This window comes from Ruegeria sp. O11 (assembly GCF_056535285.1).
The window spans coordinates 1008691-1032689 of the sequence record NZ_JBQERS010000001.1 but is presented as its reverse complement, the minus strand read 5'-3'; the positions used below and the strand labels follow the sequence as shown (position 1 = coordinate 1032689).

Genomic DNA, 23999 nt, shown 5'->3' with positions numbered 1-23999 from the left:
ACACTGTGAGACCGGTCCTGCACGGAGATATCAGCGCAGCGGCGCGGGCTTTGCTGGCTGCGCCGCTCGCTGACCGCGATCAGTTGAGCACCCTTTTGATCTCTGCGGCCGAACTGGCAGATCAGCACGTCGCCAGAACGGGTCGGCTGCATCCGGTTTACGGAAATGGCTCACTAATGGCGGCTGCACGCAGTCGACCGCTGGCAGATGAACCAAGTTTCGATGATCTGCAATATTGCCAGTGTTTCGAGATGGTTCTGCTAAAACTGATCCGGTTTCAGATTAAGCAGTCGCGCAGCTAACACATTTGGATGCGGCAAGGTCCAATTTTAGCCGACCGTGGGCAATTTCCTCGCCGCAATCTTCGCAATAGCCGAACTCGTCCTCTTCCATCCGGACAAACGCAGCCTGAAGACGATGAACTTCGGTGTTCCGCCGAACCTGTTGGGCTTTCGCCATCGCCTGATTTTGAAGGGCATCCATTCGGCTAAGTCGACCAACTGCCTGTTGATCCAGTTCCACAATCGATTGAGCTTCTTGGCCGGCTGCGGATTGCGTCGCCAGATCGCTAAGGCGCTGGTGGATGAGTTGCCGGAATTGCTCCAGTTCAGCTGAGTTCATTTTTTGTTGCACTGTGCATCAAGGGTTTGCGTTTGGCGTTTTTGCCACTAGATGGCTATTCTAAGCGCAGCAAAGGATGAAAAGCCATGTTCGAAACGCGCAGCCAAGTGACGCCAGTGGATCCCGTTTGGGACCGCATAACCTCTGAAGCCCACGCGGCCGTTGAAAAAGAGCCACTGATGGGCGGATTGGTGCATGCCTGTATACTGCATCACCGCAGCCTGGAAAGGGCGCTTTCCTATCGCATCTCGGCCAAGCTGTGCTCGAACGAGATGTCGATGATGGTGTTGCGCGAGATAGTGGACGAGGCCTATGCCGACGACAAAGCGCTGCTCGAAGCCGCGCGCGCAGACCTGATGGCAGTCTATGAGCGCGATCCGGCCTGCCACCGTCTGCTGCAGCCGATTCTTTATTTTAAAGGCTATCAGGCGATGCAGGCCTACCGTGTGGCGCATTGGCTGTGGAAGAAGGGGCGGCATGATCTGGCCTATTTCTTCCAGATGCGCTCATCCGAGATTTTCGGGATCGATATCCATCCCGCCGCGCGGATTGGTAAGGGCATCATGATTGACCATGCGCATTCCATCGTGATCGGTGAGACTGCCGTTGTGGGTGACAATGTCTCGATGCTGCATTCGGTAACACTGGGCGGGACCGGCAAGGAAGAAGAGCAGCGCCATCCCACGATTGGTGATGGCGTTCTGATCGGCGCCGGGGCGAAAGTACTGGGCAATATCGAGGTTGGCCATTGCAGCCGTATCGCCGCCGGATCCGTGGTGCTGCAGGAGGTGCCGCCTTGTACGACGGTTGCGGGTATTCCCGCCAAGATCGTGGGCGAGGCCGGGTGCGATCAGCCGTCGATCTCGATGGATCATATGCTGGGGAAAGACCAGTAAATCTGAATGAATAGACGAAAAAGGCCGCCTCGGGGTTCGAGGTGGCCTTTTTTGTGCGTATTCCGGTTGGCTTAGGCCAACATGACCATCGGGTTTTCCAGATTGTCGACGATGGCTTGCAGCAGCTGAGCGCCAAGCGCGCCATCGATGACACGGTGATCGACCGACATGGTGACTGACATGACGGTTGCGACTGTCAGTTCTCCGTCCTCGCCCACGATAGGTTTCTTAAGGCCGGTACCAACTGCGAGAATACCGGCATGCGGCGGGTTCACGATGGCGTCGAAATTGTCGATGCCGAACATGCCAAGATTCGAGACCGCGAAGGTGCCGCCTTGATATTCATGCGGTGCCAGCTTGCGTTCGCGGGCGCGGCCTGCAAGATCCTTCATCTCGGTCGACAACGCTGACAGCGATTTGGTGTCGGCATCCTGCAGAACCGGCGTGAACAGACCGCCTTCGATCGCGACCGCGACGGCCACGTCCGAGGGTTTCAGTTGCAGAACCCGGTCGCCCGCCCAGACAGCATTGCATTCGGGAACCTGTTGCAGCGCGTTGGCGACGGCCTTGATAATGAAGTCGTTGACGCTGAGCTTCACACCCCGACCTTCCAACTGCTTGTTCAACTGGCTGCGGAACTTGAGTAACGCATCGAGCTTGATGTCGCGGCGCAGATAGAAATGCGGGATGGTCTGTTTGGCCTCAGACAGACGCGCGGCGATGGTTTTGCGCATGCCGTCGAGTTTGATCTCTTCGTATTCGCGACCTTCATACATCTTGGCCACGGCGTCTGCCGATGGGCCTGCAGGCGCAGCGGCGGCTGGGGCGGCCGCAGCAGCGGGCGCTGGTGCCGCTGCAGGTGCGGCTGTGGCGCTTTCCACATCGGCTTTGACGATACGACCATGAGGACCAGAACCTGAGATTTGTGCCAGATCCAGGCCTTTTTGTGCGGCAATCCGACGAGCAAGGGGGGAGGCGAAGATACGACCGCCATCCGCTTTAGCCGGCGCTGCCGGGGCAGGGGCGGGCGCCTCGGATGCCGCTGGTGCGGCAGTCTCGTTGCCCGCTGCGGCTGCGGGTGCAGCCGCCGGAGCGGCGGCTGGCGTTGCACCGATATCATCAACGCTTTCCCCATCTTCCAGCAGGACTGCGATGGCGGTGTTGACTTTAACGCCTTCAGTTCCCTCAGGAATAAGGATTTTGCCGACGGTGCCTTCGTCAACAGCTTCAAACTCCATTGTTGCCTTGTCGGTTTCGATCTCGGCTAAAAGATCGCCTGAGGAGACGGTGTCGCCTTCCTTGACGAGCCATTTTGCAAGTGTGCCTTCCTCCATCGTCGGGGACAGGGCAGGCATCAGGATTTCGGTGGGCATTTCAGCGCTCCTCAATCAGAGTAATTTGGTCAAAGGGCGCTTTGGGGCGCCCGGTGCCGCGTGCGAGCGTCGCAATCGCAGCCTCGATTTTATCTTTGTTCTCCGCCATCCAGACATAGGCGGTCTGGTGCGAGGGGCGCGCGCCGATCAACCGCATATCCGCCGCAAGCCGTTCGGGCACAAGCGCCCGCACGGTCCGGTCGTCGAGATCGATCTCGACACGGTAGCATTCGGTTGCTGGATCGCGGCCCCTGATCTCCATTACCGGTAGGTCACCTGTTTCACCGCTGCGATCACCTCGTCTGTGGTGATCAGCGCCAGCTTTTCGAGGTTCGCTGCATATGGCATCGGAACATCTTTGCCGGTGAGGGTGATGACCGGTGCGTCGAGATAATCGAACGCTTCCTGCATCACGACCGAGCTGATGTAGCTACCAACGGAACCTTGCGGCCAGCCTTCTTCGACGGTCACAAGACGGTTGGTTTTCATCACCGAGTTGATGATCGCGCCGGTGTCCATCGGGCGGATAGTGCGCAGGTCGATCACCTCGGCGCTGATGCCGTCATCGGCCAGCTTGTCGGCGGCTTCCAGCGCATATTGCATGCCGATGCCGAAGCTGACGATGGTCACGTCCGAGCCTTCGCGCCAGATGCGGGCCTTGCCCAGCGGGATGGTAAGGTCATCCACTTGCGGCACGTCGAAGGAGCGGCCGTAGAGGATTTCGTTTTCAAGGAACACAACCGGGTTCGGATCACGGATGGCCGATTTCAGCAGGCCTTTGGCGTCGGCTGCGGAATAGGGCATCACCACCTTGAGGCCAGGCACCTGCATGTACCACGCGGCGTAGTCCTGGCTGTGCTGAGCAGCCACGCGGGCGGCGGCACCGTTGGGGCCACGGAACACGATGGGACAACCCATCTGACCGCCAGACATATAAAGCGTCTTGGCGGCAGAGTTGATGATCTGGTCAATCGCCTGCATGGCGAAGTTGAAGGTCATGAACTCGACAATTGGTTTCAGACCGCCGAACGCTGAGCCGACCGCGATACCGGCAAAGCCGTGCTCAGTGATCGGAGTGTCGATGACACGTTTGGCGCCGAACTCATCGAGCAGACCTTGGGAGATTTTATACGCGCCCTGATATTCGGCGACTTCCTCGCCCATCAGATAGACATCTTCATCACCGCGCATTTCTTCGGCCATCGCATCGCGGAGTGCTTCGCGGACGGTTTCGGACTTCATCTCTGCATCTGCGGGCCAGTCGGGCGACAGGTTGACCACCGGCGCAGCAGGGGCAGTGGCAGAAGTGGGGGCCTCAACCGCCGCTGGGGCGGCCTCGGTCACCGCAGCGGCTGCGGGTGCAGCCGCGGGCAGGGCCGAGGCGTCTTCGCCTTCTTCCACAAGCACGGCGATAGGGGTGTTCACTTTGACCCCCTCTGTGCCTTCAGCGATCAGGATTTTGCCGACGATGCCTTCATCGACGGCCTCAAACTCCATCGTCGCCTTGTCGGTTTCGATCTCGGCCATGATGTCGCCGGAAGATACGGTGTCGCCTTCCTTAACAAGCCATTTGGCCAGTGTGCCCTCTTCCATCGTGGGCGAAAGGGCGGGCATGAGAATTTCGGTTGCCATGTCTTAGTCGTCCTCTCAGGCGTAGATATCTGTCCAGAGCTCATCCAACGACGGCTCGGGGCTTTCTTTTGAGAATTCTGCGGCCTGGTTGACGATCTCCTTGATCTCTTTGTCGATCGCCTTCAGATCATCCTCGGTCGCATGTTTGCCGGTTAGCAGCAGCTCGCGCACGTGTTCGATCGGGTCGCTTTGTTCGCGGACCTTCTGAACTTCTTCGCGCGTGCGGTACTTGGCTGGGTCGGACATCGAATGGCCGCGATAGCGGTAGGTTTTGACCTCGAGGATGTAGGGACCTTTGCCAGCGCGGCAGTGGGCGACGGCCTTCTCACCAGCAGCTTTGACCGCCAGAACGTCCATGCCATTGACGATCTCGCCGGGGATGCCGAACGCCTCGCCCCGATGATAGATATCTTTGGTTGAGGTCGAACGCGTCTGCGACGTGCCCATGGCGTATTGGTTGTTCTCAATCACGAAGACAACCGGCAGATTCCAAATCGCCGCCATGTTGAAAGTCTCATAGACCTGGCCCTGGTTGGCCGCGCCATCACCGAAATATGTGAAGGTGACACCGCCGTTCTCTTTATACTTGTCAGCAAAGGCCAAACCCGCGCCCAGCGGAACCTGTGCGCCAACGATGCCATGGCCGCCATAGAAATGCTTCTCTTTCGAGAACATGTGCATCGAGCCGCCTTTGCCTTTTGAAAGGCCACCTTCGCGACCGGTCAATTCAGCCATTACACCGCCCGGATCCATGCCACATGCCAGCATATGTCCGTGATCGCGGTAGGAGGTAATCCGCTTGTCGCCTTCTTTGGCAGCAGCCTCGAGGCCCACAACGACGGCTTCCTGCCCGATATAAAGGTGGCAGAACCCACCGATCAGACCCATTCCATAGAGTTGACCTGCCTTCTCTTCGAATCGGCGGATCAGAAGCATCTCGCGGTAGTAGGTTTTAAGTTCTTCCGCAGAAACATTTGGTTTCTTTGTGGTTTTTCGCGCAGCCATTGTGGCGATCTCCCCCTCTCGGACAGATAGTTTAGCGTTAAACTATCTCATAAAGCATTTCGCGCGTTCTGGCGAGTACAAATGTGACGCGGGGGCAGGGTGCCTTCGTTTCGGTGGCAGAAAATCTTAGAAGATGAATTAGGGTGAGTGATTTTTCTGTAAAAAAACCCTGTGCCTGGGCGTGATCAGCGAATGACAATTTCATCGGCGCGGATCATGCCGAGGATAGATCGTGCCTGCTGATCCAGCAGGTCAAGGTCCAGATAAGTATCAGACAGACGACGGGTCATATTTTCCATTCGCGCGATCTCATCCTGAAGCAGGGTAAGGTCGCGGGACAGCGCGTCACGTTCCGCTGCAATTTCCACACGTCGGAACAAGCCATAATCCCCCTGCACGGCGGCAAAGGTGAAATAGACGCCTAACATAAAGGCGACCGAGTAGAATGCGAATGCCCCAAGACCGGGTCGATAGGAACGGGTCACCGTGTAAACCACCGTAGAACGAACTGCCTCAAAACGTGCCCTTAGCGGGCGTCTGCCGGTACTATGTCACAGGTGATTCGGCTTGTGAATCCCCTGTGAATAAAAAGGTCAAATCTGAGGGTTGGGCGCTTACCGAACCAGAGCGGCGACGCCTGGTAGGGTTTTACCTTCCATCCATTCCAGGAACGCACCACCTGCGGTGGAGATATAAGAAAATTCAGCCGCTGCACCCGATGCGTTCAGCGCGGCCACCGTGTCACCTCCACCCGCGACAGAGGTTAGTTTGCCATCTCGGGTCAAAGCCGCGGCTTGCAGCGCGGCGGCATTGGTGGCGGCGTCGAACGGGGTCAGCTCGAACGCGCCTAGCGGGCCGTTCCAGATCAGAGTCTGGCTTTTCTCCAGCACCTCGGCCACGGCTTCGACGCTTTCGGGGCCAGCGTCCAGTATCATGGCGTCGGCGGGGCATTGATCTGCGGGCAGAACCTGATGCGGTGCGTTTGCCTCGAATGCCTCGGCCACGACGATGTCGCGCGGCAGGACGATCGTGCAGCCTGTAGATTCGGCTTTGTTCAGGATTTCTGCAGCGGTGTCGGTCATGGCGTGTTCGGCCAGAGATTTTCCGACGTCGATCCCTTTGGCCACCAGGAAGGTATTGGCCATACCTCCGCCGATTACGAGGTAATCGACCTTCTCGATCAGGTTGCCTAACAGGTCTAGTTTGGTTGACACTTTCGCGCCACCGACAACGGCAGTGACGGGGCGATTGGGTGCACCCAAGGCAGCCTCAAGCGCGCTGAGTTCCTGTTGCATCAGACGACCGGCGCAGGCCGGTAGCAGGCGGGCAAGTGCTTCGGTCGAGCTGTGCGCGCGGTGGGCGGCCGAGAAGGCGTCGTTGCAATAGACATCGCCCAGTTTTGCCATGCCTTCAGCAAGGGGCAAGCTGTTCTTGGTTTCTTCGGCATGGAAACGGGTGTTTTCCAATAGCAGTATCTCGCCTGCACCCAGCGATGCTGCGGCAGCTTCGGCCTCAGGACCGACGCAATCATCGGCGAACCGAACCGGTGTGCCAAAGGCGGTCTCGAGCGCCGGGACCAATTGCCTGAGAGACATCTCGGCGACGCGTTCGCCTTTCGGCCGACCGAAATGGGCCAGCAGGATCGGCTTGCCGTTTGCGGCGAGGATATCGCGCACGGTTGGCACGATGCGCTGAATGCGGGTGTCATCCGTAACCACACCATCCGCGACGGGCACGTTGATATCCACACGTACCAGAACCCGTTTGCCGTTCAGTTCCATATCGTCCAGAGTTTTCCAGCCCATCGCGTCTATCCTTGCCCATTACATCCAGTTTCAGGCGGTTCTTTTCCTGCATTTTGCCTTCAGGTCAATGCGTCACTTGGCATTCGCGCGTCTGCGTCATAGGTATTTGCGCAAGTTTCAAAGACAGGAGGGCCAGATGGCCGAGATCAAAGACCCCGAAAACACGATCATCATCGAGTTGAAAGACGGCAATGTCGTTATCGAGCTGTTACCCGACGTGGCCCCTCAGCACTCGGCCCGCATGAAAGAGCTGGCGCGTGGTGGCGAATATGACAACGTTGCCTTCCACCGTGTGATCGACGGGTTCATGGCGCAAACCGGTGACGTACAGCATGGCGACATGGAAGACGGTTTCAACATTCGCATGGCAGGCACTGGCGGATCGTCGCTGCCGAACGTACCTGCCGAGTTCTCGAAGCTGCCCCATGATCGCGGCACTTTGGGCGCGGCACGCTCGGCCAACCCGGATTCGGCCAACTCGCAGTTCTTCATCAACTTCAAGGACAACCATTTCCTGAACGGTCAGTACACCGTTTATGGCCGTGTCATCGAAGGAATGGAGCATGTGGATGCCATCGTTCGTGGCGAGCCGCCTGCGAGCCCTGACCGGATGATCAGCGTGAAGGTGGCCGCCGATGCATAAGCTGGCTGCTGCATTCGTCGTGTTGGCCAGCCCTGCGCTGGCGACAGGCCTTGAGATCGAAATCGAAGGCGAGGGGGCGAATGGCACCGTTACGGTCGACCTCTTCGAAGACCTTGCACCAAAGCATGTCGAGCAGATTACCGCTCTGGCCGCTGACGGTCAGTATGATGGCGTTGTGTTTCACCGAGTGATTGATGGCTTCATGGCTCAGACCGGTGATGTGCAACATGGCCGCGTTGGCGCGGACATGCGTCGCGCCGGAACAGGTGGGTCAGATCGCCCAGACCTGCCTGCTGAATTCTCGGACTACAATTTTGACCGGGGCGTTGTCGGCATGGCACGGGCACAGGATCCCAACAGCGCAAACTCGCAGTTCTTCATCATGTTCGAGCCCGGTCCGTTCCTGAACGGCCAATACACCGTCGTTGGCCAAGTTACCGACGGGATGGATGTAGTCGATGCGATCAAGCGCGGCGACGGCCCTAACGGTGCTGTTATCGGTCAGCCCGATGCGATGAAAAAGGTCACCGTGACCGAATGAACGAAAAAAGCCCCGGCTCGCGACAGCGGACCGGGGCTTTCAGAAACGGACCGATCAGTCGTCGGACGACATCGCCCGCCAGATCAGCGCGCCAATTGCGCCGCCAATCAGGGGCGCCACCCAGAACAACCAAAGCTGAGCTAGTGCCGGACCGTCGGCAAACAGCGCCACGCCAGTTGACCGGGCAGGGTTTACCGAGGTGTTCGTCACTGGAATCGAAATCAGATGGATCAGCGTCAGCCCCAACCCAATGGCAATCGGCGCGAATCCTGCCGGAGCACCGCTGGACGTTGCCCCCAAAATGATCACGATGAAGAAGGCCGTCATGACGATTTCGATTACCAACGCGGACATCATCGAATACCCTTCGGGTGAGGCCTCGCCATACCCGTTCGAGGCAAACCCTCCCACACCTTCAAAACCCGGCGCTCCGCTGACGATTAAATAGAGCACGGCTGCTGCCGCGATGGCTCCGATCACCTGAGCGATCCAATAAGGGATCAGATCTTTGGCGTCGAACCGCCCGCCTATCATTAGGCCAAGGCTGACTGCTGGGTTGAAATGCCCGCCCGAGATATGCCCGACCGCGTAGGCCATGGTCAGCACTGTGAGGCCAAAGGCAAAGGAAACGCCCAGCCAGCCGATACCCACATCGGCGACGCCCGCAGCCAGAACCGCGCTGCCGCAGCCTCCAAGTACCAGCCAAAAAGTGCCAAAGAATTCAGCCATAAGTTTCGATGACATGAAAAGTCCTCCAGAAAACAATGGTTTTAAGACTAATTCATAAAGTGCGTTTTGTGAAACTCACGTCTGCGGGGAATTTCTTAGACTCTTTCACAGCGAGTGGAAACTATCCAGTGCGTCCGTAGAACGTCTGGCGCGCGCTTTCCGATAATGAGATGCCGTGTTCAGTATTGTAGGCGAGCACGGCAAGAATACGGGTCTGTTCACCCTCGTTTGGTGCAACCCGGTGGATCGAATTCCGGCCGCGGAAGAACACCAGTGTTCCAGCGCTGGCGTCAAGCCGATTAACTGGGGTACGGCCATCAAGGATGTCACCAACCGCGTCAAAGCTCATCTCACCGGCATCTGCATCACGCACATCACGAACGTACTCAAATGACCCGCCCTGTTCCGGAGGTTGCACCATCAAAGTGATCGCGAATGAAGAGTTGTCGAAGTGCCAACCCAACTCTTGGCCTTGCTCGGCAAAATGCAGGTTAATGGACGACAACGGGTCGGCATATTCATACAGCGCGTCTTCTTCCAGCACGTCGCACAGAAAGGCGCGGAATACATTTGAATCATATAACGCCCGCAGGGCGGAGGATTCGGCAATTTGATCATCTGTCAGGCAGCCTTTTGAGGATGTAACCAGCCTGTTGCGCGGGTGATAAGGTTTGTAGGCAGGGTCCTTCGGGCTGAGATAGACCGTATGTTTTTCGGTCTTCGCATAAACCTTTTCCCGGTTGGCTAGACCCTCGGCACGAATCGAGGATATCGCACCCTCTTTGACAAAACCCGGCATCTCCAGCACACCGTCGCGTTGATAGCTCTGTCTGAGTTTCGCGCAAAATTCCGCATCCTCGATCGGGTATGTGGTGAGGTCAACAATATCTGCCAGTTCCATTGAGCCTCCAGGCCGTTGAGTGCAATTTTCCCAACCGGTGTAAGACTTATTCTGTAACCGAGAAACAAAAAAAAACGCCGCGATCAGGATCGCGGCGTTTCAGCAGGACAGAATGACCTGTCGTTATTGTTTGACTTCTGCCGCAGGGTTGGCACCCGATTTGCCGCCGCGACCGGGGTTCAGCGGGTCGTCCTGACGCTGTACGGAACCCTCAAAATGGGCGCCGCTTTCGATCGCGATGGTCTTGTGGATGATGTCGCCTTCGACTCGTGCGGTCGAGGTCAGGCGGACCTTCAGGCCACGTACGCGGCCCACGATGCGGCCGTTGACGACGACGTCATCGGCAGTAACTTCACCCTTGATGGTGGCAGTCTCGCCGATGGTCAGCAGATGGGCACGGATGTCACCTTCTACGGTGCCTTCAACCTGGATATCGCCCGAGGTTTTCAGGTTTCCGGTGATGTGAAGATCCGAGGACAGGACCGATGCGGGCGGCTTTGGCTTGGGCGGGGTGCTCGCCTTGGTTTCAGCCGGTGCAGGAGCCGCCGGAGTGGCCGGTGCGGCTGGTTTTGCTGCCTCAGTCTCTTTCGATCCGGGTTCGTTGATTTTGCTCTTAGAAAACATTTCTCGCAGCCTTGATGTAAGTCATTGGGTTAACAGGTTTTCCGTTCACACGGACCTCGTAGTGCAAGTGTGTGCCGGTCGACCGTCCGGTGCTACCCATATCAGCAATATGATCCCCGCGCGAGACCCTTTGACCAACCTTTACGCGTACCTTGGTGTTATGAGCGTAAAGTGTCTCAATCCCAAAGGCGTGCTTGATCTTAACCAGCCGTCCGAAACCCGATTGCCAGCCTGCATGAGTGACAACACCATCGGCGGTCGCGAATATATCGGTGCCCGAGGGGCCGGCAAAATCAGCGCCATTATGCATGCGGCGACCGCCGGTCTTGGGATCGCGCCGCGTACCGTAGCCGCTGGTGAAACGAACCGCTGCACGCACCGGGCTGGCGAAGGGGGCCTTTTCGGCAGCGATGCGATAGAGGTTCAGCTGGTCCATCTGTTCCAGCAGGATATTTGCGCGGATCTGGTCGGGGGTCAGTTCCTCACCGCGCGTACTAAGGGATAAAGGGGTCAGCGGACCGCCCATACCGCTATATCCGCGACGAACCTCGTCGAGGATACGATCTGTGGGCATGCCCGCGTTGCGGAACATCTTGTCGAGGGGTTCGACCGAGATCACCATGGCCTCTTCCAACTGGCGGAAAATCTCGTCGCTGCGTTCCTGCATCAGACGAATTTCAAGTTCCAGCTCATCGCGCTGATGCAGCGCGCCTTGTGCGTCAGCCGCAATCTGGTCGCGCTGTGCAGCGGTCCTAGCCAGAGCGTCTGTCATGAATGCCATTTGCGCGGGATTTGCCGACGCCGCCATATACGCAGAATCCCCACCGGCTCTTTGTTGCAGTTCGGCCAATTCAATTCGGGCGTCTTCACGCTGTTTCATCGTGGCGCGCAGTGTGGTCTGGATAACCTCGATGCCAGTCTCCAGCTCGCGGCGGCGGTTCTCGGATTCCAGTAACTCCGACTGCATGACCGAAATCTGTTCCAGCGCCGCGTTGAACCTGTCATGGGCGGCCAAAGCCTCGGCAGCGCGCGTATCGCGTTCATCCGACAGGATATTCAGGCGCTCTTGATAGGTTGCTTGATCGCGCTTGGCTTGTTCCCGGAAATTGCCAGACCCAATACTGTCCATCAGCAGGATCGACGTGGCAATGGCGGTCCAGGCGACCATTACCCCGACACCAGCGACGGCGGCGATCTGGGTCTCCGAACTTAGCCGGATAAACCGTGTATCATTGTCAGATTTCAGAAAAACCCGGCGCTCTGGAAAGTGCCGCTCAAGCAGTGAGTGTAGTTTAATTGCCAGACGTGTCCGCACGCGTCCTACCTCAATTGTCCCCATATCTCGGAGCCGGTCGTGAGTGAGTAGCCGCTCCTTGACGCGATTGCATAAAGGGGTCGGGGCATTCGGGCAAGTTTGTTAACCAATCGAGCGCAATGAACGGAGTTTTACCGCACGTGATCGGCGGGAATTTGCCGATAGCAGGCGTTTGCTGTCAGTCTGATACAACTCCGGGTGGTGGTAGGTCTTCGGTCAGGGGCCAATAGAAATCAGGGGGCAGCCCGGCTTCGGCGCGCTTCTCTTCGTTGAAGGGTGGTTTTAGCGCTCCGTGGAAATAGCGGCGCACAAGGGCGTGAAACACATCCTTGGGATCCGCATTCTCGCGCCCGCACAGAAAGTGAAACCATTTCGAGCCATAGGCGACATGGCCGACCTCTTCGGCATAGATCACCTCAAGCGCGGCAACGGCGTCATCAGCCTTGGCCTTGCGGAAGATGTCTATCATGCCAGGGGTCACATCCAGCCCGCGCGCTTCAAGAACCATCGGGACCACGGCAAGGCGGCCCATCAGGTCCTCGGCGGTGTCCTCGGCTGCGCGCCACATGCCTGCATGGGCGGGCAGGGCGCCATATTGGCTGCCCATCTGTTCGAGGCAGTCGCAGACCATCTCGAAATGGCGCGATTCTTCTTCGGCACATTTCACCCAATCGTCATAGAAGCCGATGGGCATCGGCTTATGGCCAAATCGGGCAATGATGTCCCAATGCAGGTCCACGGCGTTCAACTCTATGTGCGCGACGGCGTGTAACAGCGCGATACGGCCCGCCTCGGACCCGGGCCTGCGGCGCGGTACATCCCGAGGGGACAACAGTTCGGGCTTTTCAGGCCGCGCGGGGTAAAGCGGTGGCTTAGCGGTGCCTACTTCGATCTTGGGCGCGTCGCCCTGCCGGGATGTAAACCAGGCAGCGGCGTATTGTTTGGACAGGGCGGTTTTCTCGCGTCCGACCGATGTGGTCAAAACCTCAGTCGCCATTTCGGTCAGTGTTTTTGACACGCTTGCCCCCTTTCGCTGCAGTCCGCGCGGGTCATACCCTTGATGCCCGCGCGGGTCGAGAGGGTCAGAGTGCGCGCGCAGCCTCAAGCACTTCGTCTACATGGCCCGGCACTTTCACCTTGCGCCAGATACGGGCTATTTTGCCCTCGGCATCGATCAGAAAGGTTGAACGTTCAATGCCCATCGATTTCCGCCCATACATGTTCTTTTCGACCCAAACGCCATAATCCTCGCACACGGTCTGACCCTCGTCGGACAAAAGTGGCGTGGTCAGGCCGTGCTTCGCGACGAATTTGTCGTGCTTTGCCACGGTATCGCGCGAGATGCCGAAAACGTTAGCGCCCGCATCCGCAAAGGCTTGCAGTTGTTCCGAGAAACCGATGGATTCCTTAGTGCAGCCCGGCGTATCATCACGGGGATAGAAAAAAAGAACGACGGCACGGCCACGTTGTTCCGACAGGGTCACCTCGCCGCCGCCATCGCGGGGCAGAGTAAAGTCGGGTGCGATGTCTGAGACTTCGGGCATATTCAAACTCCGGCTGAGAAATTAACGGTTGCCGCATATCATAGGGCTCCGTTTGCAGGTTGAAAGGCGTGGGACGTAAATTGGTCCAGCAAGAACAGCAGGATGACGCCGGTTCGGTTAAAAAGCCCCGACGTCGGTCGCGTCGACGGACTGCTGGCTTGTGGACACTGCGCGGTGTCTTCATTCTTGTTCTTCTGGCACTGGTCACAGGCTTCATGGTGGTGGGGCAGCGCATGCACGCGCCGGATTGGCTACGTGATCGGGTTGAAACTCGGTTAGATCAGGCGCTGGGCGGCGTCAAAGTGCGGTTCGGCGATGTCAGCTTTATCATTCATGAAGGCTGGCGTCCTCGATTGCGTTTGACCGATGTCCGCATCAATGACGCTGACGGTCGTCAGATCGCCGAAGTGTCCGACCTGCGGGCCAGCCTTTCTATGCGCCCGCTGCTGCGCGGTCATGTGCGGCCCAAGCGGATCATCCTGCAAGGCGCGCAGATCGCTTTGACAAGGGGTGTGGACGGAGCCCTTTCTCTGACGGTGGGTGCGGGCAGTGCGCCGGTCGGGCAAGCTCCGAATCTGGCGCAGCTGATCGAGGCCTCGGACGAGGTGTTCCAGGCCCCTGTCTTGTCAGCCCTGACCTCAGTTGAACTGGATGCAATTACGCTGGACTATCAGGATCTGCAGCTGGGCCGGTCCTGGGTGCTGGATGGTGGGCGCATTCAGGCGACCCGCAGCGCGCGTGAGGTTCGACTGGCCACCAGCTTTTCGGTACTTGCCGGGCGGGACTACGTAAGCACGATCGAGGCCAATTATACCAGTTCGCTTGGCAGCCCTGCCGCACAGTTTGGCATTTCGATCACCGATCTGCCTTCCGAAGATATTGGCGGACACAGCCCAGCTCTTGCATGGATGCAGGTGTTGCGCACGCCCATCTCTGGTGCTTTGCGTGGTAGCGTGGACCCCGAAGGCGCACTGGGCCCGGTCTTTGCCACACTGAACCTCGGTGCGGGTGCGGTGCAGCCAACACCTGAAACTACACCGATCAAGTTTGAATCGGCGAGGACCTATTTTACATACGATCCAAAGCTGCAGGCGCTGGACTTTAATGAGGTCTCGATCAATTCCGCTTGGGGAACAGTTCAGGCGGATGGAATGACCTTCCTGAAGGGGGTCGAAGCCGGCGGCTTGGAGAGCATGTCAGGGCAGTTCCGCCTGAGCGGGATTGAGATCAATCCGGTCAATTTGTTCCCTGAACCATTGAATCTGTCACGGGCCGATGTGGACTTTCAGATGAAACTGGCTCCGTTTCGGATGCAGTTGGGTCAGATGACAATCGAAGATGGTGCCCGACGCGCGCGCCTGAGCGGATCATTGGCCGGTCTGACCGAAGGTTGGGTTGCCGAGATTGACGCGCAGATTGACCAGATGAGCTCTGATCAATTGTTGAAATACTGGCCAGAACGTCTTGCGCCGAAACCGCGTCTCTGGGTCACTGAAAACCTGTATCAGGGCGAAATGTCGGATCTGGATTTCGCTCTGCGTTTGCGGCCCGGGGAAAAACCCGACATCTATGCCGATTTTGAGTTCGAAGAAACCAAGGTCCGGTTCGCCAAGACGCTTCCGCCCATTCAGGATGCACAAGGGCAGGCCAGTCTGCTGAACGGACGGTTTACGGTCTCGGCGCAGAAGGGGATCGTAATCGCGGACGAGGGCGGGGCGGTTGATGCTTCGGGCACCTCGTTTATCATTCCAGACACCCGTATAAAGAAATCCACGCCCGGGATCGCCCGCGTGCAGGCCAAAGGTAGCGTGACGGCTGCCCTGTCTTTATTGGATCGACCACCGCTGCAATTATTGACCAAGGCCAATCTTCCTGTTGAGCTGGCAGAAGGTCAAGTCAGTCTTTCGGGCACGTTGTCGTTGCCCATGATCAAGGGCTTGAAGCTTGAAGACACACGATTCCATTTTTTGGGCGAACTGTCCGATTTGGACAGTGACAGGCTGGTGCCAGGGTTTGAAGTCAGTGCCGACCAGCTCGATCTGAAAGGGGATCAAACGGAGGTCGCCATTTCGGGCGAGGGCCTGTTTGGCGTCGTACCAGTTAAAGCCACCTGGCGACAGCCCATCGGCGGCGACACCGCGCAACGTAGTGAGCTGACGGGGCAGATTGAAGTCTCTCCACGCCTGATGGAACAGATAAATGCCGGCTTACCCAAAGGGATGCTAACTGGACAGGGGTTGGCTGACTTTACATTGGGTATCGGCGCAGGTGAACCGCCACTTCTGAACGCAAACTCAGACCTGGTGGGGGTGGCTTTGGCCATCCCTGAGTTGGGGTGGAGGAAAGGGGCAAGCAGCAACGGCACCCTGACGGCTGAAGCGACGCTAGGCGCGCAACTCAACGTCGATGAGCTGCGTATCGAGGCGGCGGGGCTGCGAACATCGGCCACGATCTCTTTCAGAGATGGTGGGTTTGACCGCGTGCGCTTCAGCTCATTTGAATTGGGCAACTGGTTGGCTGTTCCTGCGGAATTGATCGGGCGAGGGGCGGCTTTACCGGATATCCGTGTGTTGGGCGGCGTGCTTAATCTGGGTAAATCGACCTTGGGTGAAGGGGCTAGCAGCGGAGGTAGGGCAGCTGGACCTGGGCCGAAACTCGACGTCACATTGGACCGGTTACAGGTTACCGAGACGGTGGCATTGACCGGGCTAACCGGCTTGTTTCAAACCACAGGCGGGTTGACGGGTGGATTCGCAGCTCAAGTCAACGGCGGCGCGCGGATCAAAGGCCAGGTGACGCCGCGCGATAATCGTACAGCGGTTGGGCTGACTTCCGAAGATGCGGGTGCGGTTCTGCGTTCGGCTGGTGTTCTGACGCAGGCGCGTGGCGGGTCCATGCAATTGCAACTCGAACCGATTGCAGAGCCAGGAAACTACGATGTTGACCTTAAGATCAAGAATACGCGGATCACCGACGCTCCAGCGATGGCGGCCTTGTTGAACGCGATCAGCCTGGTGGGGCTGTTGGACGAGATGGCAGGGCAGGGCATTTTCTTTGCAGCCATCGATAGCAAAATGCGCATCACCCCGACCGAAGTGAAAGTTTTAAGTGGCAGCGCCGTGGGGCCATCTATGGGACTTTCATTCGAGGGCACCATTGATACGGTGACTCAAATACTGAACCTGCGCGGCGCGATCTCGCCAATTTATCTGGTTAATGCGATCGGCAGTGTTCTGTCGAAGAAGGGCGAGGGGATTTTCGCCTTCAATTATACCCTGACCGGCCCACTGAGCGATCCAAAGGTTTCTGTCAATCCGCTGTCCGGGCTGGCCCCGTTGTTCCTGCGAAACTTATTGCGTGAGCCAGCGCCAACTGTCTCGGATGGCCCAAATGCAACGCCTGACCGATCGGACCGACCCCATCCGGCTGTGCAATCACGCGGCGAGGACCGTTGATCTGAGCGGTGGCCGAATCTGTTGGGCCGATGTATGGCGCGGCCATGAAACTCAGCGATTTTGATTTCCATCTGCCCGAACACCTGATTGCGACGCGGCCTGCCAGCCCGCGCTCATCGGCACGCCTGCTACTTGCGCAGCAGGATACCATTCGGGATCAGCGTGTCCACGAACTACCGGACATATTGCTCCCTGGGGACCGGCTGGTTTTGAACGACACGCGTGTCATCCCGGCACGCCTGAACGGCCGCCGCCATCGCAGCAGCGCACAGGGGCCTGTGTCCGCAGCGATCGAAGCGACGCTGCTGGACCCGCAATCCGACGGCTGCTGGGCTGCACTGATCAAACCGTTAAAGAAGGTCAAACTCGGCGAAGAAATTGTGTTTTCAGATGATCTAAGTGCGACCCTGGATCGCGTTGCTGATGGCCAGGCCTTTCTGCGTTTCAACCTGACCGGAGAGGATTTCGACCAAGCCTTGGAGCAGGCTGGCGCGATGCCATTGCCGCCTTATATTGCGGCGAAACGTGCTGCGGACGAACAGGATAAGACCGATTATCAAACTGTATGGGCGCGGAACTCTGGTGCTGTCGCAGCCCCGACAGCGTCGCTGCATTTCGACGATGCGTTGCTGCAGGCGCTTTCAGCACGTGGTGTCGAGTTTACCCATGTCACTTTGCATGTGGGTGCGGGCACCTTTCTGCCAGTTAAGGTCGAGGACGTGGCGACCCACAAAATGCATGCTGAATGGGGCCGTGTCAGCGCGCAGGCCGCAGCCGATATCGCCGCGACCAAAGCAGCGGGTGGGCGGATCATTCCTGTGGGCACGACGGCCTTACGTCTGATCGAAAGTGCTGCACGTTCAGGGCAGATCGAACCGTGGGAAGGTGAGACCGACATATTCATTTACCCCGGATTTCAGTTTCACGTCACTGATGCGTTGATGACTAACTTTCATCTGCCGAAATCCACACTGTTAATGTTGGTTTCCGCGTTGATGGGACAGGATCGAGTCAAGTCAATTTATGATCACGCGATCGCGGATGAATATCGCTTTTTCTCCTACGGCGACGCATCTCTTTTGATCCCCTAGTCGCATCTGTTTCATCCGCGCCGCAACAATGTCGTAGACAGGCGCGACGCGGATAGTATTTGATCGCAAAGCGAACAAAACAAATCAGCAATTTGGGTTGGCAGAATGCTTCAGGTTCTTTCCAGCGCTTGGGCGCTTCTTCTGGGTATGGGATTGCTGATGGTCGGCAACGGCCTGCAGGGCACTCTGCTGGGCGTGCGTGGCGAGATTGAGGGGTTTTCTACCCTCGAAATGTCATTTGTAATGTCCGCCTATTTTGTTGGATTTCTCGGCGGTTCGCGTTTGGCGCCCGAAATGATCCGTCGCGTCGGTCATGTGCGCGTATTCGCAGCACTGGCTTCGTTTATTTCGGCCGTCATGATAATGTATCCGATGCTTGCCGATCCCATTGCCTGGTCGCTGGGCCGGGTCGTGATCGGATTCTGTTTCTCGGGTGTGTATGTGACCGCTGAGAGCTGGCTGAACAACGCCGCAAACAACGAGAACCGAGGACAGGCCCTTTCGCTTTATATGATCGTGCAGATGGCGGGTGTGGTCAGCGCTCAGGCCCTGCTGCTGGTTGGTGACCCCGCCGGGTATGAAACCTTTGTTATCGCGTCGATTCTGGTTTCGATCTCGTTTGCACCCATTTTGTTGTCGATCTCTCCTACACCTGCGTTTGACACCACCAAGCCGATGACCCTGCGCCAGTTGATGGAAACATCACCGCTGGGCTGCGTTGGCATGTTCTTATTGGGCGGGATTTTCTCGGCTCAATTCGGGATGAGCGCCGTTTATGGTGCGCAAGTAGGTCTGAGTCTGGTTGAAATTTCGATCTTCGTGGCGGTGTTCTATATTGGAGCGGTATTGCTTCAGTTTCCACTGGGCTGGATGTCCGACCGGATGGATCGTCGCGTATTGATTATACTGGTCTCGGCAGTTGGCGGGGTCGGTGCCGTTATTGGCATGGTGCTGGGTGTAACATTCACGATGCTTCTTGTTGCGGCCTTCTTTATTGGCGGCATGACAAGCCCGCTCTATTCCCTGCTGATAGCTTATACCAACGATTATCTGGAGTATGATGATATGTCGGCGGCCTCGGGCGGGTTGGTATTCATCAATGGCCTTGGAGCTATCGCCGGGCCAATTATTACCGGCTGGCTGATGGGCACAGGCGTTGTCGGGCCAAAGGGTTTCTTTCTGTTTATCGCTACGCTGATGTTTGCCATGGCCGCCTACGCCGCCTATCGGATGACCCAGCGAGTCTACACACCGGTGGATGAGACGGGCGCGATTGCTCCGATCTACCCAACTTCGTCACCTGTTGCGCTGGAAGTCGCCCAAGAGGTTGCTATTGAAGCAGCGCAAGATGAGCAAGATGCGCAAGAACCCGCCCGTGCGCCGGAATTGTGACTTTAGTGTTGCAATATGTTACTGTCACAAATCTGTAAAAGTGATTTTAATGACGTTACGTCCTGGGGAGGACAATTACGGAGTCTAGGGCAATGGCAGGTCCTGAAGAAGTATTGAGTTTTTGGTTAGATGAGGTCGGCCCCGAGGGGTGGTACCTACAGGATGAAGCGCTGGATGCGCGGATCCGAGACAAATTTCTTTCAACCTGGAAAGCAGCGTGTGAAGGCAAGTTTTCGCTCTGGCTGACCTATCCCAGCGGGACGCTGGCTTACATTATCCTTTTGGATCAGTTGCCTCGCAATATGTTCCGGGGCAGCAAGCAAGCCTTTGCATCCGATAGGGCGGCACTGGCGGCAGCAAAATGCGCGGTCGACAAGGGCTGGGATCTAAAGATCGATGAACCCGCGCGGCAGTTCTTCTATCTGCCAATGATGCACTCGGAAAATTTGTGCGATCAGGAGCGTTGTGTACGCATGATGCTTGAGCGGATGCCCGAAAGTGGCGACAGTAATCTGCTGCATGCGCGCGCGCATCGCGAGGTGATCCGAAAATTCGGCCGTTTCCCTTATCGCAACGATGCACTGGAAAGGGCGACTACTGATCACGAAGCCGCATATGTGAGCAATGGTGGCTACGGCTCTACAGTGCGTGAATTGCAGGCCGCGACCTAGGTCGCGGGCTCGCAACCCTTGATGATCAATATCCGGTTGGTGATGTTGTCTGCAGAAGTCGTGATCGCATAGTTGATCAGGTCTTCCGGACGTTCGACAAGGTTCGCCAAGCGAGATTGGGTGTTTTCAAGCTTCCCCTCCAAACTGTTCAAGCGTTGCAGTGTGGCGCTGAGCTGTTGGCGCATGGTTTCATCAAGCTGTGCTCTCTGGCCAAATGAGGCAAGATCGCTGCGCAGCTCTGTAATCTCTACTCTTATGCCTTGCGCCTGTTCGCGCAATGGCGCCACTGTTTGCAAGTTCTCAGCAAATCCGGTCCGAATTTGGTCTGCGGATTGCAAAAGTTTCCACCCCAGGAAGAGGCATAAGGCCAGCAATATCAATGTCGCGTTCAAAAAAGCCAGTAATAAGTCCTTGAGGGTTTTGGCCATGTTTCGCCTTTCGAAATATGGTGGATATCAAAACAAATGGTTCCGAAGTCTCCGTTCTAGCCTTTGCGGCGGCACGGGTATAGGCTGAATTCAGCTTGATAATGGCGAAATTACCCTGCGTCACATATGTCGCGGGAAGTTATGTTGATGCGTTGGAAAAAATAGTTTAACGGTAAACTAGTTTTTGAACCGATCTGTGCCGAGAGGGAAACATGGCTGCAAAATCCTATGATCTGATCGTAATCGGGGCTGGCCCCGGTGGCTATGTGGCCGCTATTCGCGCGGCACAATTGGGCCTTAAGACCGCTGTCGTTGAACGCGAGCATTTGGGCGGCATCTGCCTGAACTGGGGCTGTATCCCCACAAAGGCGCTGTTGCGGTCATCGGAAGTGTTCCATCTGATGGAGCGTGCCAAGGATTTTGGCCTGAAAGCTGACAAGGTCGGTTACGATCTGGACGCCGTGGTCAAACGCTCGCGCGGGGTTGCGGCGCAGCTTTCCGGCGGCATCGGTCACCTGTTGAAGAAAAACAAAGTGGCCGTTGTGATGGGAGAAGCGACCATTCCGGCCAAAGGCAAGGTCAGCGTGAAAACTGACAAAGGCACCGAGGAGCTGACAGCGAAGAACATCGTTCTGGCCACTGGCGCCCGTGCGCGTGAACTGCCGGGGCTCGAGGCTGATGGCGATCTGGTCTGGACCTACAAACACGCGCTGCAGCCGCCGCGGATGCCCAAGAAATTGCTCGTTATCGGTTCGGGCGCGATCGGAATCGAATTCGCCAGTTTCTACAACACGCTGGGAGCAGACACGACTGTTGTCGAAGTCATGGATCGCGTTCTGCCGGTCGAAGATGCTGAGATCAGCGCGTTTGCAAAAAAGGCCTTCACCAAGCAAGGCATGACCATTATGGAAAAAGCAATGGTCAAGCAACTGGACCGCGCCAAGGGCAAAGTAACCGCGCATATCGAGGTGAAAGGTAAGGTCGAGAAGCACGACTTTGACACCGTGATTTCGGCGGTTGGTATTGTCGGCAATGTTGAGAACCTCGGGCTTGAGGCTCTGGGCGTAAAGATTGATCGCACCCATGTTGTGACGGATGAATTCTGCCGTACCGAGGTTGAAGGACTTTATGCGATTGGCGATATCGCGGGCGCGCCGTGGCTTGCGCACAAGGCGAGCCACGAAGGCGTTATGGTCGCTGAGCTTATTGCTGGTAAGCACGCACATCCGGTCAAACCCGAAAGCATCGCTGGCTGTACCTATTGTCAGCCTCAAGTCGCCTCGGTCGGATACAGCGAAGCCAAGGCCAAAGAGTTGGGGTACGACATCAAGGTCGGCCGGTTCCCGTTCATTGGCAACGGCAAGGCCATCGCACTGGGTGAGCCTGAAGGGCTGATCAAAACCGTGTTTGATGCCAAAACCGGTGAACTGCTGGGCGCGCACATGATTGGTGCTGAAGTGACCGAGCTGATCCAGGGCTATGTGGTGGGCCGCCAGTTGGAGACCACCGAGGAAGATCTGATGAACACTGTCTTCCCGCACCCGACGCTGTCAGAAATGATGCATGAAAGCGTGCTGGATGCCTATGGGCGCGTGATCCACATGTAAGGAAGGGGGCTCTGACCCCGTCGCGGTACGCCGCGACTCTCCCGGGATATTTATCGCCAGATGAAGCAGGGTATCCGCACTTCATCTGGCTGGAAATATCCCGGAGCGCGAGGCAGAGCCTCGCAAAACACCATGCTTATTTCCTGGTCAAAGCGTCCAGAATGCGCGCCCACGAGCGGATGCCCTTGTGGAAACTCTTGACGTCGTATTTCTCATTCGGTGAGTGAATGGCGTCGTCGTCATTAGCATAGCCGACCAGCATGGAATCCAAGCCCAACACCGAATTGAAATAACCAACGACAGGGATCGAGCCGCCCATGCCAGTAAAGACGGCCTCGCGGTCCCATTCATCCGAAAGCGCGCCGCGCGCGGCTTCGAATTCGGGGCGATTGAGGTTCATGACCGAGGCGGGCGAGCCCTCAAGGTCGTTATCCCATACTACTTTGGCATCCGATGACAAGCGATCTTCGACATGTTTGCGGATTCGATTGCGCAACGCATCTGGATCCATATCGCCAACCAGACGGCAGGTAATCTTGCAATGCGCCTCGGACGGGATCACGGTTTTGGAGCCAGCGCCGTTGTAGCCTCCCCACAAGCCGTTCACTTCCAGCGTCGGCCGCGCCCATTGTTGTTCGAGCGTCGAATACCCCTTTTCGCCGTGTGGTTCGGAGTACCCAACAGAGTTCAGGTATTCCGCTTCGTCGAAACCACAATTCTGCCATTGGCGCAGTTGCTCCGCTGGGACTTCGTGCACGCCTTCGTAGAAGCCGTCGACCGCCACGCGACCGGTGTCTTCGTCGTAGAATGAGGCAACGATGTGCGATAGCTCTCGCAGCGGGTTCAGGCCGGGTCCGCCATAATGGCCTGAATGCAGGTCGATGCGGGGGCCGATGATGGTGAATTCATCCTTAAGCATGCCGCGCAGTTGCGACGCGATTGACGGGACACCTCGCGAGACCATCGAGGTGTCACAGACCAGAGCCAGATCAGCCTGAAGCTCGGCTTTATTTGCTTCGAGAAACGGCACCAGAGATGGCGATCCGGATTCTTCCTCGCCCTCAAAGAAAAAGGTAATGCGGCAGGGCAGGGAGCCGTGAACCGCTTTCCAGGCGCGGCAAGCTTCTACAAAGGTCATCAACTGACCCTTGTCATCGGAAGACCCACGACCGCGGATCACTTGACCATGTGCGGTGTCTTCCAATGCTGGATCGAAGGGGTCGCGGTTCCACAGTTCCAGCGGGTCAACCGGTTGTACGTCATAATGGCCATAGAACAGAACATGAGGGCCTTCGTTGCCTTCGCCGACATGACCAACAACCATAGGATGGCCCGGGGTTTCTCGCTTTTCAGCGTTGATGCCGATGCTTTTCAAATCATCGACCAACCAGTCTGCGGCTTTGTCGACGTTCTCCTTGAACGCTGGATCAGTGGAAATAGAGGGGATTCGCAGGAACTCCATCAGGCGATCGATAGAGGTTGTCAGATCGGTATCGATCCGGCTCAGTACAGCGTCAAGCGACATGGGGCTCTCCTGAAAGGTCTGGATTTGGCGCAGAGCCTAGCAGCGCAAACGGGGCCGTCCAGCCCGTTTTGCCTTAAGAATCGGTGAATCTGCCTGCGTCGTTTCCTCGCGTCTGGTTGCCGTAACTTTACTTGTCGGATAGCCGCTTAGTAGGTATTTGATGCAAATCAAAGTTGGGTTCAACGGTTCGGCTGTAGGCAG

25 protein-coding genes are annotated in these 23999 nt (G+C 57.2%); 10 read left to right on the top strand and 15 right to left on the bottom strand.

Going from position 1 to position 23999, the window contains the following annotated elements; all coding sequences use genetic code 11:
* The first annotated feature begins 5 nt into the window (after positions 1–5).
* The gene (locus ACRZ91_RS05150; RefSeq protein ID WP_480874430.1) at positions 6–302 is read left to right on the top strand and encodes a DUF7742 family protein; all 297 of its coding nucleotides are present in this window, start codon (positions 6–8) and stop codon (positions 300–302) included.
* Here ACRZ91_RS05150 and ACRZ91_RS05145 read toward each other — a convergent pair.
* Positions 283–348 carry a hypothetical protein gene (locus ACRZ91_RS05145; RefSeq protein WP_310793658.1) on the bottom strand — a complete coding sequence of 22 codons (66 nt, stop codon included), beginning with the start codon at positions 346–348 and terminating at the stop codon, positions 283–285. The two genes, ACRZ91_RS05150 and ACRZ91_RS05145, sit on opposite strands and share 20 nt — an antisense overlap.
* On the opposite strand from ACRZ91_RS05145, the gene ACRZ91_RS05140 reads away from it, so the two are divergent.
* Together ACRZ91_RS05140 and cysE are read left to right on the top strand one after the other, a co-directional pair.
* Complete coding sequence (locus ACRZ91_RS05140; protein WP_480903400.1) at positions 340–615, top strand: hypothetical protein; 276 nt, start codon at positions 340–342, stop codon at positions 613–615. The two genes, ACRZ91_RS05145 and ACRZ91_RS05140, sit on opposite strands and share 9 nt — an antisense overlap.
* 92 nt (positions 616–707) lie before the next feature.
* The gene (gene cysE, locus ACRZ91_RS05135) at positions 708–1517 is read left to right on the top strand and encodes a serine O-acetyltransferase (protein ID WP_170472221.1); all 810 of its coding nucleotides are present in this window, start codon (positions 708–710) and stop codon (positions 1515–1517) included.
* Between the two features lie 71 nt (positions 1518–1588).
* Here the strand turns inward: cysE and ACRZ91_RS05130 are convergent, their stop codons facing one another.
* From ACRZ91_RS05130 to ACRZ91_RS05105, 6 genes are all read right to left on the bottom strand, one after another.
* On the bottom strand, positions 1589–2890 hold the full coding sequence (locus tag ACRZ91_RS05130) for a pyruvate dehydrogenase complex dihydrolipoamide acetyltransferase (protein ID WP_480903078.1): 1302 nt from the start codon (positions 2888–2890) through the stop codon (positions 1589–1591).
* A 1-nt stretch (position 2891) separates the two neighbouring features.
* Entirely contained in the window at positions 2892–3152 is a 261-nt protein-coding gene (locus tag ACRZ91_RS05125; RefSeq protein ID WP_010442121.1) for a hypothetical protein, read from the bottom strand.
* On the bottom strand, positions 3152–4522 hold the full coding sequence (locus ACRZ91_RS05120; RefSeq protein ID WP_480903076.1) for a pyruvate dehydrogenase complex E1 component subunit beta: 1371 nt from the start codon (positions 4520–4522) through the stop codon (positions 3152–3154). Before ACRZ91_RS05120 ends, ACRZ91_RS05125 begins: the two co-directional genes overlap by 1 nt.
* A 15-nt stretch (positions 4523–4537) precedes the next feature.
* Positions 4538–5527: a pyruvate dehydrogenase (acetyl-transferring) E1 component subunit alpha gene (gene pdhA, locus ACRZ91_RS05115; RefSeq protein ID WP_480903074.1), complete on the bottom strand. Its 990-nt coding sequence runs from the start codon at positions 5525–5527 to the stop codon at positions 4538–4540.
* A 185-nt stretch (positions 5528–5712) separates the two neighbouring features.
* Positions 5713–6012 carry a septum formation initiator family protein gene (locus tag ACRZ91_RS05110; RefSeq protein WP_170540555.1) on the bottom strand — a complete coding sequence of 100 codons (300 nt, stop codon included), beginning with the start codon at positions 6010–6012 and terminating at the stop codon, positions 5713–5715.
* Positions 6013–6141: 129 nt separating this feature from the next.
* Positions 6142–7332 (bottom strand): phosphoglycerate kinase, encoded by a 1191-nt coding sequence (locus ACRZ91_RS05105; protein WP_480903072.1) that lies wholly within the window; start codon positions 7330–7332, stop codon positions 6142–6144.
* Between the two features lie 136 nt (positions 7333–7468).
* Between ACRZ91_RS05105 and ACRZ91_RS05100 the strand changes: the two genes are divergently transcribed.
* Together ACRZ91_RS05100 and ACRZ91_RS05095 are read left to right on the top strand one after the other, a co-directional pair.
* Positions 7469–7975, top strand: coding sequence for a peptidylprolyl isomerase (locus ACRZ91_RS05100; protein WP_170472209.1), 507 nt, complete (start codon positions 7469–7471; stop codon positions 7973–7975).
* Complete coding sequence (locus ACRZ91_RS05095) at positions 7968–8516, top strand: peptidylprolyl isomerase (RefSeq protein WP_170540549.1); 549 nt, start codon at positions 7968–7970, stop codon at positions 8514–8516. Before ACRZ91_RS05100 ends, ACRZ91_RS05095 begins: the two co-directional genes overlap by 8 nt.
* A 54-nt stretch (positions 8517–8570) precedes the next feature.
* On the opposite strand, the gene aqpZ is transcribed toward ACRZ91_RS05095, so the two are convergent.
* The 6 genes from aqpZ to ACRZ91_RS05065 all read right to left on the bottom strand — a co-directional run bounded on the left by aqpZ (position 8571) and on the right by ACRZ91_RS05065 (position 13629).
* On the bottom strand, positions 8571–9260 hold the full coding sequence (gene aqpZ, locus ACRZ91_RS05090) for an aquaporin Z (RefSeq protein ID WP_170540546.1): 690 nt from the start codon (positions 9258–9260) through the stop codon (positions 8571–8573).
* A 106-nt stretch (positions 9261–9366) separates the two neighbouring features.
* On the bottom strand, positions 9367–10146 hold the full coding sequence (locus ACRZ91_RS05085; protein ID WP_480903069.1) for a HalD/BesD family halogenase: 780 nt from the start codon (positions 10144–10146) through the stop codon (positions 9367–9369).
* 123 nt (positions 10147–10269) lie between these two features.
* The gene (locus ACRZ91_RS05080) at positions 10270–10770 is read right to left on the bottom strand and encodes a bactofilin family protein (RefSeq protein ID WP_010442130.1); all 501 of its coding nucleotides are present in this window, start codon (positions 10768–10770) and stop codon (positions 10270–10272) included.
* Positions 10760–12085, bottom strand: coding sequence for a DUF5930 domain-containing protein (locus ACRZ91_RS05075; RefSeq protein WP_480903066.1), 1326 nt, complete (start codon positions 12083–12085; stop codon positions 10760–10762). The genes ACRZ91_RS05080 and ACRZ91_RS05075 overlap by 11 nt, the downstream gene beginning before the upstream one ends.
* 178 nt (positions 12086–12263) lie before the next feature.
* On the bottom strand, positions 12264–13082 hold the full coding sequence (locus ACRZ91_RS05070; protein ID WP_480903394.1) for a ferritin-like domain-containing protein: 819 nt from the start codon (positions 13080–13082) through the stop codon (positions 12264–12266).
* A gap of 85 nt (positions 13083–13167) precedes the next feature.
* Positions 13168–13629: a peroxiredoxin gene (locus ACRZ91_RS05065; protein WP_480903064.1), complete on the bottom strand. Its 462-nt coding sequence runs from the start codon at positions 13627–13629 to the stop codon at positions 13168–13170.
* A 68-nt stretch (positions 13630–13697) separates the two neighbouring features.
* On the opposite strand from ACRZ91_RS05065, the gene ACRZ91_RS05060 reads away from it, so the two are divergent.
* The 4 genes from ACRZ91_RS05060 to ACRZ91_RS05045 all read left to right on the top strand — a co-directional run bounded on the left by ACRZ91_RS05060 (position 13698) and on the right by ACRZ91_RS05045 (position 20238).
* The gene (locus ACRZ91_RS05060) at positions 13698–17084 is read left to right on the top strand and encodes a YhdP family protein (RefSeq protein ID WP_480903062.1); all 3387 of its coding nucleotides are present in this window, start codon (positions 13698–13700) and stop codon (positions 17082–17084) included.
* A 44-nt stretch (positions 17085–17128) separates the two neighbouring features.
* Positions 17129–18175 carry a tRNA preQ1(34) S-adenosylmethionine ribosyltransferase-isomerase QueA gene (gene queA, locus ACRZ91_RS05055; RefSeq protein WP_480903392.1) on the top strand — a complete coding sequence of 349 codons (1047 nt, stop codon included), beginning with the start codon at positions 17129–17131 and terminating at the stop codon, positions 18173–18175.
* A gap of 105 nt (positions 18176–18280) precedes the next feature.
* On the top strand, positions 18281–19567 hold the full coding sequence (locus ACRZ91_RS05050; RefSeq protein ID WP_170472195.1) for an MFS transporter: 1287 nt from the start codon (positions 18281–18283) through the stop codon (positions 19565–19567).
* Positions 19568–19659: 92 nt separating this feature from the next.
* The gene (locus ACRZ91_RS05045; protein WP_170472193.1) at positions 19660–20238 is read left to right on the top strand and encodes a DUF924 family protein; all 579 of its coding nucleotides are present in this window, start codon (positions 19660–19662) and stop codon (positions 20236–20238) included.
* Here the strand turns inward: ACRZ91_RS05045 and ACRZ91_RS05040 are convergent.
* A complete protein-coding gene (locus ACRZ91_RS05040) occupies positions 20235–20666 on the bottom strand; it encodes a hypothetical protein (protein ID WP_480903060.1) in 432 nt (143 codons plus the stop codon). The genes ACRZ91_RS05045 and ACRZ91_RS05040 overlap by 4 nt on opposite strands.
* 212 nt (positions 20667–20878) lie before the next feature.
* Between ACRZ91_RS05040 and lpdA the strand changes: the two genes are divergently transcribed.
* Positions 20879–22273 (top strand): dihydrolipoyl dehydrogenase, encoded by a 1395-nt coding sequence (gene lpdA, locus ACRZ91_RS05035; protein ID WP_319544800.1) that lies wholly within the window; start codon positions 20879–20881, stop codon positions 22271–22273.
* Positions 22274–22409: 136 nt separating this feature from the next.
* On the opposite strand, the gene ACRZ91_RS05030 is transcribed toward lpdA, so the two are convergent.
* Positions 22410–23798, bottom strand: coding sequence for a dipeptidase (locus ACRZ91_RS05030; RefSeq protein WP_480903058.1), 1389 nt, complete (start codon positions 23796–23798; stop codon positions 22410–22412).
* Positions 23799–23999 lie beyond the last annotated feature (201 nt).